Annotated in this window: 14 protein-coding genes and 1 pseudogene; 13 read left to right on the top strand and 2 right to left on the bottom strand. The window is 65.2% G+C overall.

Annotated features, from left to right (window positions below):
• Positions 1-7 precede the first annotated feature (7 nt).
• Positions 8-466 carry a DUF8021 domain-containing protein gene (locus tag ABW137_RS36120; RefSeq protein ID WP_526407825.1) on the bottom strand — a complete coding sequence of 153 codons (459 nt, stop codon included), beginning with the start codon at positions 464-466 and terminating at the stop codon, positions 8-10.
• Positions 466-1,641: a steroid 3-ketoacyl-CoA thiolase gene (locus ABW137_RS36115; protein ID WP_526407823.1), complete on the bottom strand. Its 1,176-nt coding sequence runs from the start codon at positions 1,639-1,641 to the stop codon at positions 466-468. The genes ABW137_RS36120 and ABW137_RS36115 overlap by 1 nt, the downstream gene beginning before the upstream one ends.
• Positions 1,642-1,762: 121 nt before the next feature.
• Between ABW137_RS36115 and ABW137_RS36110 the strand changes: the two genes are divergently transcribed.
• The 13 genes and pseudogenes from ABW137_RS36110 to ABW137_RS36050 all read left to right on the top strand — a co-directional run.
• Complete coding sequence (locus tag ABW137_RS36110) at positions 1,763-3,013, top strand: cytochrome P450 (protein WP_526407821.1); 1,251 nt, start codon at positions 1,763-1,765, stop codon at positions 3,011-3,013.
• A gap of 43 nt (positions 3,014-3,056) precedes the next feature.
• A complete protein-coding gene (locus ABW137_RS36105) occupies positions 3,057-4,082 on the top strand; it encodes an acyl-CoA dehydrogenase family protein (RefSeq protein WP_526407819.1) in 1,026 nt (341 codons plus the stop codon).
• Positions 4,082-5,257 carry an acyl-CoA dehydrogenase FadE29 gene (gene fadE29, locus ABW137_RS36100; RefSeq protein ID WP_526407817.1) on the top strand — a complete coding sequence of 392 codons (1,176 nt, stop codon included), beginning with the start codon at positions 4,082-4,084 and terminating at the stop codon, positions 5,255-5,257. Before ABW137_RS36105 ends, fadE29 begins: the two co-directional genes overlap by 1 nt.
• A gap of 44 nt (positions 5,258-5,301) precedes the next feature.
• Positions 5,302-6,279 (top strand): OB-fold domain-containing protein, encoded by a 978-nt coding sequence (locus ABW137_RS36095; RefSeq protein WP_526407827.1) that lies wholly within the window; start codon positions 5,302-5,304, stop codon positions 6,277-6,279.
• Positions 6,276-6,677 (top strand): MaoC family dehydratase, encoded by a 402-nt coding sequence (locus ABW137_RS36090; RefSeq protein ID WP_526407815.1) that lies wholly within the window; start codon positions 6,276-6,278, stop codon positions 6,675-6,677. Before ABW137_RS36095 ends, ABW137_RS36090 begins: the two co-directional genes overlap by 4 nt.
• Positions 6,677-7,843: a 17-hydroxy-3-oxo-4-pregnene-20-carboxyl-CoA lyase gene (gene ltp2 / locus ABW137_RS36085; protein ID WP_526407813.1), complete on the top strand. Its 1,167-nt coding sequence runs from the start codon at positions 6,677-6,679 to the stop codon at positions 7,841-7,843. Before ABW137_RS36090 ends, ltp2 begins: the two co-directional genes overlap by 1 nt.
• A gap of 490 nt (positions 7,844-8,333) precedes the next feature.
• Entirely contained in the window at positions 8,334-9,011 is a 678-nt protein-coding gene (locus ABW137_RS36080; RefSeq protein ID WP_526407811.1) for a response regulator transcription factor, read from the top strand.
• Between the two features lie 401 nt (positions 9,012-9,412).
• Complete coding sequence (locus ABW137_RS36075) at positions 9,413-10,351, top strand: helix-turn-helix transcriptional regulator (protein ID WP_526407810.1); 939 nt, start codon at positions 9,413-9,415, stop codon at positions 10,349-10,351.
• A gap of 242 nt (positions 10,352-10,593) precedes the next feature.
• On the top strand, positions 10,594-12,381 hold the full coding sequence (glmS, locus tag ABW137_RS36070; RefSeq protein WP_526407808.1) for a glutamine--fructose-6-phosphate transaminase (isomerizing): 1,788 nt from the start codon (positions 10,594-10,596) through the stop codon (positions 12,379-12,381).
• Positions 12,382-12,519: 138 nt separating this feature from the next.
• A complete protein-coding gene (locus ABW137_RS36065) occupies positions 12,520-14,121 on the top strand; it encodes a sugar transferase (RefSeq protein WP_526407806.1) in 1,602 nt (533 codons plus the stop codon).
• 36 nt (positions 14,122-14,157) lie between these two features.
• Positions 14,158-15,144, top strand: coding sequence for a GDP-mannose 4,6-dehydratase (locus ABW137_RS36060; protein WP_526407804.1), 987 nt, complete (start codon positions 14,158-14,160; stop codon positions 15,142-15,144).
• Positions 15,145-15,251: 107 nt separating this feature from the next.
• Positions 15,252-16,595, top strand: a complete 1,344-nt coding sequence (locus ABW137_RS36055) for a hypothetical protein (protein WP_526407802.1) — start codon at positions 15,252-15,254, stop codon at positions 16,593-16,595.
• A 47-nt stretch (positions 16,596-16,642) separates the two neighbouring features.
• A pseudogene (locus ABW137_RS36050) lies at positions 16,643-17,183 on the top strand (O-antigen ligase family protein); the annotation flags it as partial.

Raw genomic sequence — 17,183 nt, 5'->3', positions numbered from 1 at the left:
CCTAGCCCTAGCCCTTGGCGAGGAATGGGTGGAATCGCACTCGGATGTGGTGGATTTCGTTGCGCCCGTTGATGGGTGCTGCGGGGATGACGAAGGTCTCGTCGACGTGCGCGGCGAAACGTCGACCGGCGATCGACACCTTGGTCAGAATGTCGAACCTGGCACGCACGACGTCGCCGGTGATGGTGAACTCCGGCGGGGTGGCCGCGCCGATGACCCGGTACTGGGGACCACCGTTGAGGCTGCGGCGCAGATGGCTTCCGGAGAAGCCGTTCTTCACGCCCTGTTCGATGCGCGTGCAATCGGCTGCGAAGGGCACGCCGCTCGCGTCGTGACTGACCAGCGCATCGATGTAGGCCTTGGCCGCTGAGATGCGTTCGGCGTCGGAGACGACGACGGGCTCGGTCGATTCCCCGGTCGTTTCGCTCTCCCCCGCAGGCGGGGGAACCCCCGGTTCCGGAGCCACTAGATCCGCTCGAGAATGGTGCCGGTGGACAGCGCTCCACCGGCGCACATGGTGATCAGCGCAGTGCTCTTGTCGGTGCGCTCCAGTTCGTGCAGGGCCGTGGTGATCAGTCGGCTGCCGGTGCACCCCACGGGGTGGCCGAGGGCGATCGCGCCGCCGTTGACGTTGACCTTGTCCATGTCCGGTTCATGCACGCGGGCCCACGACAACACCACCGACGCAAATGCCTCGTTGATCTCGACGAGGTCGATGTCGCCCATCTTCATGCCCGCCTTCTCCAACACCTTGGCGGTGGACTGCACCGGACCGTCGAGGTGGTAGTAGGGCTCGGCGCCGACATTCGCCTGGCTGACGATCCGGGCCCGCGGTCGCAAGCCGTGCGCCTTGGCCACGTCACTGTCCATCCACAGCACCGCGGCCGCGCCGTCGGAGATCTGCGACGACGTGCCCGCCGTGTGAATTCCGCCCTCCATCACCGGTTTCAACGAGGACAGCCCTTCCAGCGTGGTGTCCCGCATGCCCTGATCCCTGGTCACCGGGGCGAGGTCGGACGTCGGCTGCTTCTGCTCGTCGAGCACCGGCGCCACGATCGGCGAGACCTCACGGTCGAACCTTCCCTCGGCCCAGGCGCGGTGCGCCTTCTGCTGCGAGGCGAGTCCGAATGCGTCGATGTCCTCGCGGGTGATGCCGCGGCGCTTGGCGATTCGCTCGGCGGCGGTGAACTGGTCGGGCATGTCGATGTCCCACGACGCGGCCCGGATGATCGAACGGTCCGGCCCGGCGTTGGCGCCGAGACCTACCCGGCTCATCGCCTCGACGCCGCACGCGATGCCGACGTCGATCGCGCCGATCGCGATGAGCCCTGCGATCAGATGGTTGGCCTGCTGGCCGCTGCCGCATTGGCAGTCCACGGTGGTGGCTCCGACGTGCTCGGGCAGTCCAGCGGTCAGCCAGCCCACCCTGGTGATGTTGTTCGACTGCTCGCCGAACTGCGTGACACAGCCGCCGATCAGCTGCTCGACGTGCCCGGCTTCGAAGCTGGAGTCGAGGCCTGCCTTCTCGACCAACGCCTTCTGCACCGCGCCCAGCAACTCGGTGGCGTGCAGCCCGGACAGCCAGCCGTTGCGCTTGCCGATCGGGCTGCGCGTGGCCTCGACGATGACAGGGGTACCCATTGCGCCAGGCTAGAACACGTTTCATAACTCTGACAAGCTGTGATGCCGCCATGCCTTTGATCTGCGGTGAAGGCGTGTTTTACTGACACTAGAACACGTTCCAATTGAGGAGAGCCCAGCCGTGCCCACCCCCAATGTCTCATCTGACTTCGACTTCCTGAGCGCAACCTTGAACCTCGAGCGATTGCCCGTCGAGGAACTCGCGGAACTGCGCAATTCCGAGCCCGTGCACTGGGTCGACGTGCCCGGCGGCACGGGCGGCTTTGGCGACAAGGGCTACTGGCTCGTCACCAAGCATGCCGACGTCAAGGAAGTGTCCAAGCGCAACGACGTCTTCGGTAGCTCGCCGGACGGTGCGATTCCGACGTGGCCACAGGCCATGACCCGCGATGCGATCGACCTGCAGAAGGCCGTGCTCCTCAACATGGACGCGCCGCAGCACACCCGCCTACGCAAGATCGTCTCCCGCGGCTTCACGCCGAGGGCGGTTGGGCGTCTGGAGGACGAACTGCGCACCCGCGCGGAGAAGATCGCCAAGACCGCCGCAGCCGAGGGCTCGGGCGACTTCGTCGAGCAGGTGTCGTGCGAACTGCCGCTGCAGGCCATCGCCGGTCTGCTCGGAGTGCCACAGGAGGACCGCGACAAGCTCTTCCGCTGGTCGAACGAGATGACCGCGGGCGAAGATCCGGAGTACGCAGGCGTCGATCCCGCAATGTCCTCGTTCGAGCTGATCACCTACGCCATGAAGATGGCCGAGGAGCGGTCGAAGAACCCGACCGACGACATCGTCACCACCCTCGTCCAAGCCGACATCGACGGGGAGAAGCTGTCGGACGACGAGTTCGGCTTCTTCGTCGTCATGCTCGCGGTGGCAGGCAACGAGACCACCCGCAATTCGATCACCCACGGCATGATCGCGTTCTCCCAGCACCCCGATCAGTGGGAGCTCTACAAGTTGGAGCGACCCGGCACGGCGGCCGACGAGATCGTCCGTTGGGCCACGCCGGTGTCGGCGTTCCAGCGCACCGCACTCGAGGACGTCGAACTCGGCGGGGTGCCGATCAAGAAGGGACAGCGGGTGGTGATGTCGTACCGCTCGGCGAACTTCGACGACGAGGTGTTCGACAACCCGCACGAGTTCAACATTCTGCGCAATCCGAATCCCCACGTCGGCTTCGGTGGCACCGGCGCGCACTTCTGCATCGGCGCGAACCTGGCGCGGATGACCATCAACCTGATCTTCAACGCCGTGGCCGACGCGATGCCCAATCTGAAGCCGGTCGGCGAGCCCGAGCGTCTGATGTCGGGCTGGCTCAACGGGATCAAGCACTGGCAGGTTGACTACACGGGCGCAGGCGAGCCGACCAATTAGGCGCTGCCGGCGCTGAGGCCCCGGGCGATCAAGGAGGATTCGGGTGGACTTCAGTCCCGATGAAGGACAGCAGGCCGTCGCCGACGTGGTGACATCCGCGCTCGGGCGCGACAACGGCTGGGACGCGCTCGTCGCAGGAGGCGTCCTGGCCTTCGGCGTGCCGGAGCGGCTTGGTGGGGACGGCCTGGGGCTGCCGGAGATCACCTCGGCGCTGATTGAGATCGGCAGGTTCGGCAACACCACCCCGGCGTTCGCGACGCTCGGTCTCGGCCTGATCCCGCTGTTGGACCTGGCCTCCACCGAGCAGCAGGACCGCTTTCTGGCCGGCGTCGCGAAGGGGGGCGTGCTCACCGCGGCGCTGAACGAACCGGGCCACGCGCTTCCGGAGCGGCCCGTCGTCACCCTGTCCGGCGGAACGCTCTCCGGCACCAAGATCGGCGTACCCCATGCGCGGCAGGCCGATTGGCTCGTCGTGACCACCGATAGCGGCGTCGTCGTGGTGTCACCCACTGCGGACGGCGTGACGCTGACCAAGACGCCCGCTGCGAACCACAGCGACGAATTCGTGGTGACGTTCGACCGCGTCGCCGTCGCGGATGCCGACGTGGTGGCCGATGTCGGCTCGGTGCGAAGGGTGAACCAGCTCGTGTTGGCGGCGACCGGTGCCTATGCGGCCGGACTGGTGGCGGGCGCGCTGCGGCTCACGGCCGACTACGTCGCGAACCGGGAGCAGTTCGGCAGACCGTTGTCGACGTTCCAGACGGTGGCCGCGCAGCTCTCCGAGATCTACATCGCCTCGCGCACTCTGACACTCGCGTCGACGTCGGTGGTCTGGCGCCTGTCCGAGGGGCGCGACGCCGTCGAGGACCTCGACGTCCTCGGCTACTGGCTGACGTCGCAGGCGCCGCCGGTGATGCAGCTCTGCCATCACCTGCACGGCGGGATGGGCATGGACATCGCGTACCCGATGGACGGGTACTACTCCACGATCAAGGACCTGACCCGGCTTCTGGGTGGTCCCTCGCTCCGATTGGATCTTCTCGGGGCCTCTACGGTGGCGGGAGCGTAATGTACATCGAGCTGACGCCGGAACAAAGGCAACTGCAAGCCGAACTGCGGCAGTACTTTTCGAATCTCATCTCGCCCGAGGAAGCCAAGGCGATGGAGTCCGACCGGCACAACGAGGCATATCGGGCGATCATCAAGCGGATGGGCTCGGACGGCAAACTGGGAGTCGGCTGGCCCAAGGAGTACGGCGGTCTGGGCTACGGCACCATCGAGCAGTCGATCTTCGTCAACGAGGCCCAGCGTGCGGACGTGCCGCTGCCCGCGGTGACTCTGCAGACCGTCGGCCCGACGCTGCAGCAGTACGGCACCGAGGAGCAGAAGAAGAAGTTCCTGCCCGGCATCCTCGCAGGCGAGGTTCACTTCGCGATCGGGTACACCGAGCCGGAGGCGGGCACCGACCTGGCGTCGCTGCGCACCACCGCGGTTCGTACCGGGGACGAGGCCACCGGGTATTACACCGTCAACGGCCAGAAGGTCTTCACAACAGGGGGCCATGACGCCGACTACGTCTGGCTGGCAGTGCGCACCGACCCGGAAGCGGTGAAGCACAAGGGCATTTCGATTCTGATCGTCGACACCAAGGACCCCGGCTACTCGTGGACGCCGATGATCCTGTCCGACGGCGCCCACCACACCAACGCCACCTACTACAACGACGTGCGGGTGCCCGCCGACATGCTCGTCGGCGAGGAGAACGGTGGCTGGCGATTGATCACCACGCAGCTCAACAACGAGCGCGTGATGCTCGGTCCGGCAGGCCGCTTCGCCTCGCTGTACGACCGCATCCATGCATGGGCGTCCAAACCTGGAAGCAACGGCGACACTCCGCTCGACCACGACGACGTGAAGCGCTCACTCGGTGAGCTCAAGGCGATGTGGCGGGTCAACGAACTGCTCAACTGGCAGGTCGCGGCGTCGGGGGAGACCATCGACGTCGCCGACGCCGCCGCCACCAAGGTGTTCGGCACCGAGCGCATTCAGTACGCGGGCAGGCTTGCCGAGGAGATCGTTGGTGCGCACGGCAATCCCGCGGATCCAGAGACCGGGGAGCTTCTGCAGTGGCTCGACAGCCAGACCAAGCGCAATCTGGTCATCACGTTCGGAGGCGGAGTGAACGAGGTGATGCGCGAGATGATCGCGGCGGCGGGGCTGAAGGTGCCGAGGGTGCCGCGGTGACGATCAATGAGCGCTTGCGCGAAGAGCAGACGATCGATCAGCGCTTGCGCGAAGAGCAGGCACGCGTCGACGACATCAAGGCCGCTGCCGAACGCGTCAAGGCCGAGGGCAAGAGCAAGCCGCGGGTCGGCCGCCATCCCGTGAATCAGCCGATGATCGACCACTGGCTCGATGCGATGGGTGATCGCAACCCGATCTACGTCGACGAGGCCGCCGCCAAGGCGGCCGGTCACCCGGGCATCGTCGCCCCGCCTGCGATGATTCAGGTCTGGACGATGATGGGCCTCGGTGCGGTCCGCCCCGATGACGACCCATTGGGCAAGATCCTCGAATTGTTCGACGAGGCGGGCTACATCGGGGTGGTTGCCACCAATTGCGAGCAGACCTACCACCGCTACCTTCGCCCGGGTGAGGAGGTCAGCGTTTCCGCCGAGTTGACCGGCGTCGTCGGCCCGAAGCGCACGGCACTGGGCGAGGGCTTCTTCATCACGCAGACGATCACGTGGTCGGTCGGCGATGAGGACGTCGCCGAGATGATGTGGCGCATCATGAAGTTCAGGCCCGCGGAGCAGGACTCACCGCCAGCCTCGGCGGTGCCCGACGATCTCGACGCCGCCAACATGATGCGACCGTCTTCGTCGAAGGACACCAAGTTCTTCTGGGACGGCGTCAACGCCCACGAGTTGCGCATTCAGAAGCGTGCGGACGGCAGCCTGCAACACCCGCCGGTGCCCGCGCTGTGGCTGGACAAGGACGACCAGACTGACTACGTGGTGTCCGCGGGGACGGGCACGGTGTTCAGTTTCGTCGTGCACCACGCGCCGAAGGTGCCGGGCCGCACGCCTCCGTTCGTGGTCGCGCTCGTCGAACTCGCCGAAGGAGTCCGCATGCTTGGCGAGCTCCGCAACGTCGACCCGGCAGGAGTAGAGATCGGAATGCCCGTCCGCGCAACGTACATCGATTTTCCCGAGGGTGACGCCGGCCCGGCGTGGACGCTGTATGCCTGGGAGCCTGACGCATGACGGCCCTGATCGAGGTGGGCCAAAAGCTGCCCGAGCTCCAGCTCTACGGCGACCCGACCTTCATCGTCTCGACCGCGATCTCGACGCGCGACTACCAGGACGTGCACCACGATCGGGACAAGGCGCTGGCTAAGGGGTCGAAGGACATCTTCGTCAACATCCTGACCGACACCGGCCTGGTGCAGCGCTTCATCACCGACTGGGCGGGCCCGTCGGCGGTGATCAAGTCGATCGGGCTGCGACTCGGGGTGCCCTGGTACGCCTATGACACGGTGACCTTCACGGGCGAGGTGACGGCGGTCGAAGATGGTCTCGTCACGTTGAAGATCGTGGGCAGCAACAGCCTTGGCGACCACGTCATCGCCAACGCGACGCTGGTGGTCGGAGGGGATTCCTGATGGGTGAGCTGTCGGGCAAGGCGGCGATCGTCGGGATCGGTGCCACTGACTTCTCGAAGAACTCCGGTCGCAGTGAGCTGCGGCTCGCCGCGGAGGCGGTGCTCGACGCGCTCGACGACGCGGGCCTGACGCCTGCCGACGTGGACGGCATGACGACCTTCACGATGGACTCCAATACCGAGGTCGCCGTCGCGCGCGCCACGGGCATCGGCGAGCTCAAGTTCTTCTCGAAGATCCACCACGGTGGCGGCGCAGCCTGCGCGACCGTCCAGCAGGCGGCCATGGCCGTCGCCACCGGCATCGCCGATTGCGTCGTTGCCTACCGGGCGTTCAACGAACGTTCCGGCATGCGGTTCGGTCAGGTCCAGATGCGGTTGGTGGAGAACGCCGACTCGACGGGTGTCGACAACTCCTTCTCGTACCCGCACGGGTTGTCAACGCCGGCAGCACAAGTGGCGATGATCGCCAAGCGCTACATGCATCTGTCGGGGGCCACGAGCAGGGACTTCGGGGCGATCTCAGTCGCCGACCGCAAGCACGCCGCGAAGAACCCGAAGGCGTACTTCTACGAGAAGCCGATCACCATCGAGGAGCACCAGGCGTCGCGGTGGATCGCCGAACCGCTTCGGCTGCTGGACTGCTGCCAGGAGACCGACGGCGGCGTCGCGTTGGTGATCACCTCGGCCGAGCGGGCGAAGGACTTGAAGAACCGACCCGCCGTGATCGAGGCAGCCGCACAGGGGTCGAGCCCCGATCAGTATTCGATGGTGAGCTACTACCGCCCTGAGCTGGACGGTCTCCCCGAGATGGGGCTGGTGGGCAGGCAGATGTGGGCCCAGTCGGGACTCAGGCCGACGGACATCCAGACGGCCATCCTGTACGACCACTTCACGCCGTTCACTCTCATTCAGCTGGAGGAGTTGGGTTTCTGCGCGCTCGGTGAGGCCAAGGACTTCATCGCAGATGGCGCGATCGAGGTCGGCGGACGGTTGCCCATCAACACCCACGGCGGGCAGCTCGGCGAGGCCTACATCCACGGCATGAACGGGATCGCCGAGGGGGTGCGGCAATTGCGGGGCACGTCGCTGAACCCGGTGCCCGATGTCGAACACGTGCTGGTGACGGCAGGGACGGGTGTCCCGACGTCCGGTTTGATCCTCGGCTGACGACTTGCCCAAATCGCGACCGCGATGCGGTCGGTCGGGCTGCGCGGGTCGGGGCGTCGTAGGTCCCAAATCAGCCGCCGATACTTTGCGGCGACGGCGTGGTCAGCCGCGCGGTCGCGCCCGGAGTGGTGCGAAGTAGTCGACGTCACCGGCATCGATTCGGGTTCATCGGACGTCGAACCCGTGCCGTGATCAAGTTTGCCGACGTAGTCGTGCAGATTTAGCAAATTTTGGGCTATCAGAACGCGCCGTCGCAAATTTCTGCAAAGACGTTATTATGTGCTCGAATGGTGTGCTCTACTGGGGCAGGGCACCGATCGGGGTTAACGGGGGCGGGGACATGCTTGGAGAAAACGGTCAGCTGGTAGCAGTTTCAGCAAATCTTGGCAACGGCCAGCGGAACATTGGCAATCGAATACCCTTGCACGGCAATAGGTTGAGCCGGGCAACGGTGGGCAGTGTGCCGGGCCATGCGTACGGTGCGTGCGCGGTGGAGGCGGAACTGACGCCGCTGGTGCACACCCAACTCGCCACGACGATCCTGATCGTCGACGATTGCACGCTCTATCGGGAGAGCTTGGCCGCAGTTCTCGGCGAGGACGATTCGTTCGAGGCGTGCGTTGCGTGGGACATGACCTCGCTCTTGACCGCGCTGGAGAACGGCACTCCAGACGTCATTCTGCTGAACATGTCGACCAAGGACAGCACGCAGCTGCTTCGCACGATCACCTCGGGCAGGCCGGACGCCAAGGTGGTCGCCGTCGGCGTGTGGGAGGGCGACGAGCCGACCATCGTGGCGTGCGCCGAGGCGGGGGTCACGGGTTACCACCTCCGTAGCGAGTCGTTCGACGATCTCCTGTCCTTGATGAACAGAGTGGCCAACGGGGAATCGGTCTGCTCACCGAGTGTCGCGACGATCTTGCTTCGCCGGCTCTCGGCGCTGGCGTCGGAGTCCAAGCCCGACCCGGGGGAACTAGTCCTGACGACCCGCGAGATTCAGATCTTGCGGATGTTGGAGCTAGGGCTGTCCAATCGGGAGATCGCGAACGATCTCTGCATAGCGCTGCACACGGTCAAGAACCACGTCCACAGCATTCTGGGGAAGCTCGGCGTCCGGACTCGGACGCAGGCGGTGGCGGTGTCGCGGTCACTCCACACCGCGGGGTGAGGTTCGAAGGACCAGACACCGTGCTGGTCTGAAATTGGGTCCAACGGTCCATGTACGGCCGAACCGAGCCGGGCAATAGTGGATCGGTGCGAACTGAGTTGGCTCGACCCCGTGGCTTCCTGCCGCGTGATGCGGCTCGGTTGACACGCGCCCAGTCGATGACGATCGACGTAGGTTCGGCAGTTCCCGCAGAGACCGGCGGGGGCGCCGACGGCCGAGTGCGAAGCCGCCGAAGCGCCGCATCGCATGTCGCCCCCGCCCCAACGGTGCCGGATCGGATCGGCATTGCTCGACCCGAGTCGGATTCGACCACGCCCATTCATCGGCGACGGTCGACTTCAGGGTGACGGTGGCAGCCAGACGCGGCCGAGTCTCGTGCCATCGAAGCGGGGAGATATCAAGTGCCAGATGATCATTCCGCTGGATCGGTGCCAGGAGCATCTCGTCGACCGGCCCGCGGGGCCGAGGGCGGCGCCGAAGTGTCCCGCCAATCGTCGCGGCGGGGCGGCTCCCAAGTGCCGTCGCCGCTGCGGGTCGTGTCTTCGAGCGGGCTGGAGTCGTCCGACGGACCCCATGGCAGATTCGTCCCCGAGGCGACACGGCGCAGCGGCCACGAGCGCGGAGGCTGGACGTCCCCGGCCGATCTGGAGATCACCGGGATGACTCGCCAACGAGTGCCCCAGAATGACCCACTTCGGGACGAAACGATCGTGGTGATCGACGATTACACCCTCAACCGTGAAAATCTGACGGCCATCTTCGCCATGAATCTGATTGCCGCACCACGTGCCGCGTGGGATTTGCCCTCGTTGGTGGCGGCTCTGCACGGAATCGATTCGTGTGTCGTCCTTCTCAACATGGCGACCAGGGACAGTGCCTTGTTGTTGCGGGCCGCCACGGACCTGAGTCCGGAGGTGCGAGTGATCGTGATCGGCGCCTCCGAAGACGACGAATCGGAGATCGTCGCGTGCGCAGAGGCGGGCGTGGCCGGCTATCACATGCGCACCGACTCGTTCGATGACTTGCTTGCCCTCATGCGCAGGGTCGCTGACGGCGAAACATCTTGGTCGCCAAAGGTCTCGGCGATTTTGCTCCGCCGCCTGGCGGCACTGGCTGCGCAGCGGGAGCCGGTGGGCAAGGATCTAGCTCTTACGGTCCGGGAGGCCCAGATCCTGAGGATGCTCGAATTGGGCCGGTCGAATCAGGACATCGCCACCCAGCTCTCGATCGCAGTCCACACGGTCAAGAACCACGTACACAACGTGCTGACCAAGCTCGGTGTCAGCACACGTACCGAGGCGGCGGCACTTTCCCACACCGTCCGGTTACGCGACGGTTGAGCGTAGGAACTAGGCCCTGGTGCTACCCGAAATCAGCTCTGATGGTCCATGTACGCGACGGTTGCGGAGCCCGATAGTTATGGAGTGTTCTTCGTGTTAGCTCCAGACGCTGGTAGTCGGTCGTTGGACGTCGCACCGGCCGCGCCCACTTCGATGTCGGTAGCGCCCCCGCCCCTTCGCCCGCCATGGTCGCGCCGCAAAGCAGATTCCGCGATGGCGGCCTCGGAACCGAAGGCCGTCTGATGTGCGGCATCATTGCGTGCCGGACAACGGGTCCGGCTATCGAGTATCTCCGCATTGCACTGCGCAGGCTCGAATACCGCGGCTACGACTCGGTTGGCGTCGCGGTGCGAACGAGCGACGGAGACGTGGTCCGGCTCAGGACGGTCGATCGGATCGGAACGCTGGATCGACAGGTCCGTGAGTGGTCGGGACCGGCCCTCGACGGACTCGGTATCGGGCACACCCGATGGGCGACTCATGGGTCGGTCACCGAGACCAACGCACATCCACTGGCCGACTGCACGGGACACATCAACGTCGTGCACAACGGCGTCATCGAGAACGCCGACGTGCTGCGGGAGGCGTTGACTGCGGCGGGCCACCTGTTCACGTCCGACGTCGACAGCGAGGTGCTTTGCCATCTGATCGAAGATCGGTGGCGACTCCACGGGGATCTGTTCGACGCCGTCGAGGCGGCGCTCGAGGTGGTCGAGGGTACCTGGGGCCTGGCGGTACTGGCCGAGCCCACCGGCCAGCTGGTGGTGGCCGCCAACGGATCTCCGCTTCTGGTGGCCCGCACCGACGACGGCCAGTTCGCCACCAGCGACATCAGTGCGATCGCCGACTGGGTCGAAGACTTCCGTGTCCTCGAGGACGGAGACGTCGTCGACCTCACCGGAGAGGGGCGGTGGCGCAACCATGGACTAGACGCGACGCCCGACGTTGCCATTCGCTGCACCACGCAGGCGCAGGACGGCAATCTGAACGGCTATGCGGACTACATGGCCAAGGAAATCGACCAGCAGCCCGAGGTGATCGCGCGTCTGCTCGACGACGTGGGTGGCCGAATCGCAAGCGGGTCCCTTTGGGCTGACTTGGATTTGATGCCCTTCGACCGTCTTCACGTGATCGGATGTGGGACGTCGCTGAACGCCGGGCAGGTCATCGGACGACTCGTCAGTCGCCTCGGCGGAGTGCCCGTCACCACGAGTGTCGCCAGTGAGTGTGGTGACGAGATCGTGGAGCCGCACACGCTGCGCCTGGCCATCAGCCAGTCCGGCGAGACCGCAGACGTGTTGCAGGCCATCCAGACCCGCACTCCAGCCAACACGCAACTGCTGGCCCTCACCAACAACACGCACTCCACACTTGCCCGCCGGGTGGATGCAGTGATGCCGTGCGGGGCAGGCGTAGAGGTCGGTGTCGCTGCCACGAAGACCTTCGTGTGTCAGATCGTCGCTGGTATCGCTGTGATGATCTCGGCCTTGGTTGCCCGGCGCAGACTCACCGCGGCGGAGGCTGGCCTGCTGGTCGACGAACTGCGGAGGATCCCGGATCAGCTGTCGGCAGCAAGCGCCGTCGCGAAGTGCGTGGTACCGCAGATTGCCGAACAGTACTCGGCGGCAAGCGGATTCGTCTTCATTGCGAGGGGGCCCGGTCTTCCGTACGCCGCCGAGGGCGCGCTGAAGTTGAAGGAGCTTGCGTACCGATGGGCGGAGCACTATCCCGCAGGCGAACTCAAGCACGGCCCGTTGGCTCTGATCACCGCTGGCACGCCCGTAGTCGCCGTCGACAGCAACGACCCGAAACTGGTCGCCAACGTCGCCGAGATCCGGGCCCGCGGGGGCCACGTCATCAGCGTCGGCGGCGCGGGTGCGACGGTGCCCGCGGTCGAGCGCGTGGACGCGCCGTGGGGGCCGCTCGCGGCGACGGTGCCGCTGCAGATTCTGGCGCGGACGCTCGCGCTGGTGCTGGGGCGCGACGTCGACAAACCCCGCAACCTCGCCAAGTCGGTCACGGTCGAGTAGCCAGATGAACCGCCAGAGGCAACGGCCCAACAGAAGGGAGATTTCCAAGAGGGTCGCGGTGATTGGTGCCGGTCACCGGGGGACGACCCAAGACCTGAACGGCCACACGAACTACTGGGGAGCCCGGGGGGAATGGGCATGGACCAATCGAACGTGACACAGATTACGCAGCCGCTGAGCGTCGTACCGTCGCGCGTGGAAGAAGCGATCGAGGCGGCGTCCAGAAGAATCGTGGCCGAGGTGACGCGGATACGCCCCGACTCGGTACCTGCGAGCCGCGCAGCCACGCCGAGTTCGCCGGCGTCCGTCATGGGGCGGTCGCGATGGGAACGGCGATACGCGCGCAATGTCCGCTTCACGGACACCGTCGTGGTCATCGGCGCCGTCTTTCTCGCCCAATACGTCCGGTTCGGTAGCACACCCGCCGCAGACGGCCTCACCAGCCAGTACCAGACGGCATGCTCCGTGGCCCTCGTCGCGATCTGGCTCTCGGCGCTGGCCGGAATCCGGGCACGGTCGCCGAAGTACCTCGGCGTTGGCATCGAGGAGTACCGGCGCGTGGTGGCCGCCTCGTTCTGGACCTTCGGAGCGGTGGCGATCTGCCAGCTGCTCATGAAGCTCGAGCTCTCACGGGGCTACCTCGCCGTAGCGCTCCCCGTGGGTGTCGTCGGCCTGGTTCTGACGCGTTGGAAGTGGCGCACACACGTCGCCTGCCAACGTGCGAAGGGCGCGTATCAAACCGCTGTGCTGGCGATCGGCGACAGAGGCGGAGTCACCGAACTCGCGAACGAACTCACCGACGATCCCGACAGCGGCTTCCGCGTGGTCGGGATTGCGATACCAGGCTACGGTCCCCCAGCCGATGAGTACCTCACCATCAACCACCAGCAGATTCCGATCGTCGGTGGGGAATGCCATGTCTCTCAGGCGATCCGAAGCTGCGGAGCCGACACAGTCGCCATCGCCGGAACGGAGCACTTCGGAGTCAAGGGGATCAGACGGCTCATCTGGGAGCTGGAACCGATGGACGTCGAACTCATGGTGTCCCCCGGTGTCATGGACGTCGCCCGGTCTCGGTTGGCCATGCGGCCGATCGCAGGCCTGCCACTGCTCTGCATCGACAAGCCGCAATACCAGGGTGCGAAGCGATTGCAGAAGCGGGCGTTCGACTTCTGTTTCGCGTTGGCGGCCCTCACGGCGGTATCACCGCTCCTCTTCGTCACCGCCGTTGCGATCAAGCTGACGAGCAAGGGGCCGGTCTTCTACTCGTCGGAACGCATCGGGATCAATGGCAGAGCGTTCTCGATGCTGAAGTTCCGAACCATGGTGGAGGACGCAGACAAGGATCTGCAGCAGCTGCTCAGCGTGAATGAGAGCGATGGTCTGCTGTTCAAGATCCGAGACGATCCGCGGGTCACGCCACTCGGTCGGGTGTTGCGCCGCTTCAGCATCGACGAGCTGCCCCAGTTCATCAACGTGCTCCGCAGGGAGATGAGCGTCGTTGGCCCGCGTCCACCCCTGAGGCGCGAGGTCGAACACTACGACGACGACGTGCAGCGCAGGCTGCTCGTCAAGCCGGGCGTGACGGGGTTGTGGCAGGTGAGCGGGCGATCTGATCTGCCATGGGACAAGGCCGTCCGCCTCGACCTCTCGTACGTCGACAACTGGTCGATGGTCGGGGACATCCTCATCGTCTGCAAGACCCTGCACGCCGTGCTGCGACGCACCGGTGCTTACTGAGGGCCCACCGGCCTCGAAGAATAGGAGACAACCATCATGCGAGCACTTGTCACCGGCGCTGCCGGCTTCATCGGTTCGACGTTAGTCGACCGATTGCTCAACGAAGGCCACAATGTCATCGCCCTCGACAACCTGAGCACCGGGGTCCTGGCGAACCTCGACGAGGCGCGTCACGCCCATCGATTGAGCCGACAGCGGTTCACGTTCGTACAGAACGACATTCAGGCGCCTGAGCTCAGCGACATCGTCGCAGGATGCAACCCGGACATCATCTTCCATCTTGCCGCCCAGGTGAATCTGCGGGCCTCGGTGAGTGATCCGCTGTTCGATGCCAGGAACAACGTGCTCGGCACGATCAACGTGCTCGAAGCCGCAAGGTGTTCGGACGTCAGAAGGATCGTCTACGCCGCCTCCGGCGGGTCACGGTACGGGACTCCGAGTTCCCTGCCCGCCGATGAAACCGTGAGGACGGACCCGATCTCACCGTACGCCGTTGCCAAACTGGCCGGCGAGCTGTACCTACGGGCCTACGCGGAGATGTACGGGATAGCGCCGATCTGCCTGGCCCTGGCCAATGTCTATGGGCCACGCCAGAATCCGCACGGAGAAGCCGGTGTCATCACGGTCTTCGGGCGGGCGATGATCACAGACAGCTCCGCGACGGTCTTCGGCGACGGTTCTGCCGCCCGCGACTACGTGTACGTCGACGACGTCGTCGACGCGTTCATCCGGGCCGCTCATGCTCCCGACGGCACCGTCGGCACGTACAACATCGGCACGGGACGACAGACGACGGTGATCGAAGTGCATCGGCTGATCGCCGAGGTCCTCGGAGACGCATCCCCGCCGTTCTTCGCGGAGGCGCGCAATGGTGAATTGCAGGCCATTGCCCTCGACGCCACGAAGGCGCTGACCGAACTCGGGTGGACCCCGAGAGTCGCGCTCCCGGACGGAATCGAACGCACGATTTCATGGCTGCGTACGGCCCTGGAACCCGAGTCCGTCCAGTTGATCGGCGCGTGACGGATGGACGAGACGACTGAAGCTGTCCGCGGGCGGCGGGCGGGCCGACTGTCACCAAGTCCCCTTGCACTCGCCACGGGTGCAAACGATTCCCGTTGGGAGAGAATGTGATTGTGCAATTGAGGCGCCGTATCAAACAGATCGGGCGCCGGTGGTGGGTGGTCCTGCTGGTCGCCGGGCTTGCCACGTGCGTGGCGGCACTGCCGATATTGCAAATGCGCCCGACGTATGTCGGGAGCGCACTACTCGTACAGTCCTCACCGGGCCTGGCACCCGAGCAGGACGCGGCGATGTCGATCGGGTACGCCACCGTGTTCAACGAGCCGGCGACGATTGGCCGGCTCAGGGCGGCAACGAACACTCCCGAGGACGTCACGTTCGAGGCTAGGTCGGTCGCCACCAGCCCAATCCTTGCGATCGAGGCGACCGCCGAAAGCCCAGAATTGGCGCAGGATGCCGCGCAGAACATGGCGGCGGCGTTCCGAGCCGACATCGGCGCGGTTCGCCAAGCCGCCTACCAGAAGACGATCGCGGACGCGGAGCAAGAACTCGACTCGCTCATCGCCCGGCCAGGTCCCGAAGGAGAACTCAATCCAATGGTGCCGGTCGTGCAGACGCGACTGGACGCCATGAGGGCCGAGTCGGCCAACCAGCTCCACGAACTTCAGCTGCGGGCGGGCGTAACCAAGACCGAGCAAGACATCTTGTTCAGCCTGGGACTCCGCGCCGCTGGTGGGTTACTCCTCGGCGTGCTCGCCGCCCTCGGTCTCGCGGCGTTGTCGTCACGGATCGTGACCGCAGAAGACCTTCGGGACAAGACCGGCATCGAACCGTTGATCGAGGTGCCCTCTGGTGGTTCCAAGAAGGCAGTAAAGTTGCGAAAAGATCGATTGCGGGCGCTCACCAACCTCGTCAGCTTCCAAGACCTGCCAAAGTCGACGGTCGTTGCCTTGACCGACTGCCGGGGAGCACGTGCAGCGCAGGAACTCTCCGAAGCGGTGGCAAATTTGTCAGCGCAGCAGGGGCGCCGAACGGTTCTGGTGTACGCCAACAACGACATGTCGCGGCAGGCCGACGGCGCAGGCTTCAACGATGCGCTCGCCGACAGCAGCATGGTTCACAGCGTGCTCAAGGACAGCGGGCTCGAATCGCTGAAGATCCTGTCCGCGGGTTCGTTCGTCACCGATCGCTATGCCCTCATCGGTCGCGAACGAATCGATGCGGTTCTCGACGAGCTACGCATGGTCGCGGACACCATCGTGATCGCGGCTCCTTCGATCGTCGACACCATTGAGTCGCAGCCGATTTGCGCTGCGTCGGACTTCACCATGCTCGTCGTGGGCAGGCGGTCTTCGCGCTCGGGCGACGTGACCTCCGCCGCTGAAGCCCTGACGGACGCACACGCGGTCCTGCTTGGTGCCGTGATGACTGACGGACGGGAAAAGCGGTAGATGCTTGAGATGGCAGAGGCGTTGCACCACGGTGGGAGTGGTGCGACATGATGCTGCTCGCTGGTGCAGTCGCTCTCGCGGTGACGCTGTGTGCGCTACGCATCCCGATCTTCGCAATCATCGTCCTGCTCATGACCATTTGTCTGCGGCCCGTGTTGAACTCAGAAATTCAAACGCCCGTCGAACTCTGGTGGTTCGCCTTCGCTCTGCTGATCGCCTCGACCGTGCTGTGGATGGATCGTACTTCCGGGCGATTGCGCGGCGTCGGGCCGGTCGAGTGGGCGATGGCCGGGTACCTGCTATGGAACTTGTATTCAATGCAGGCCCCGCACAAGTACCCCGCGGTTGACCTGCTGGGCGGCGAGCCCCTTCCGGTAGCACGGTTCATCGTCATCGGGACACTGCTCCCATTCGTGTTCTACCTCGTCGGGCGTTACACGTTCGACCGCCCTGCGGTGGTACGGGCACTGCTTTGGTTCCTTCTGGCCTTTGCGGCCTACTCGGCGGCCGTGAGCATCATGCCGTTCATCGGACTGAGTGATCTGGTTTGGCCTCGCTACATCGTCGTCAACGACCAGACGGGGTGGG

The organism is Mycobacterium sp. (assembly GCF_040509115.1).
Classification (GTDB): Bacteria; Actinomycetota; Actinomycetes; order Mycobacteriales; family Mycobacteriaceae; genus Mycobacterium.
Note: the sequence above shows the minus strand (reverse complement) of the source record. Positions and strands in the feature narration are given on the sequence as shown.

Coding starts and splice junctions, on each gene's coding strand:
- ABW137_RS36115 (WP_526407823.1), bottom strand. CDS start 1,641: ATGGGTACCCCTGTCATCGTCGAGGCCACGCGCAGCCCGATCGGCAAG.
- fadE29 (WP_526407817.1), top strand. CDS start 4,082: ATGTACATCGAGCTGACGCCGGAACAAAGGCAACTGCAAGCCGAACTG.
- ABW137_RS36090 (WP_526407815.1), top strand. CDS start 6,276: ATGACGGCCCTGATCGAGGTGGGCCAAAAGCTGCCCGAGCTCCAGCTC.
- ltp2 (WP_526407813.1), top strand. CDS start 6,677: ATGGGTGAGCTGTCGGGCAAGGCGGCGATCGTCGGGATCGGTGCCACT.
- glmS (WP_526407808.1), top strand. CDS start 10,594: ATGTGCGGCATCATTGCGTGCCGGACAACGGGTCCGGCTATCGAGTAT.
- ABW137_RS36065 (WP_526407806.1), top strand. CDS start 12,520: ATGGACCAATCGAACGTGACACAGATTACGCAGCCGCTGAGCGTCGTA.
- ABW137_RS36060 (WP_526407804.1), top strand. CDS start 14,158: ATGCGAGCACTTGTCACCGGCGCTGCCGGCTTCATCGGTTCGACGTTA.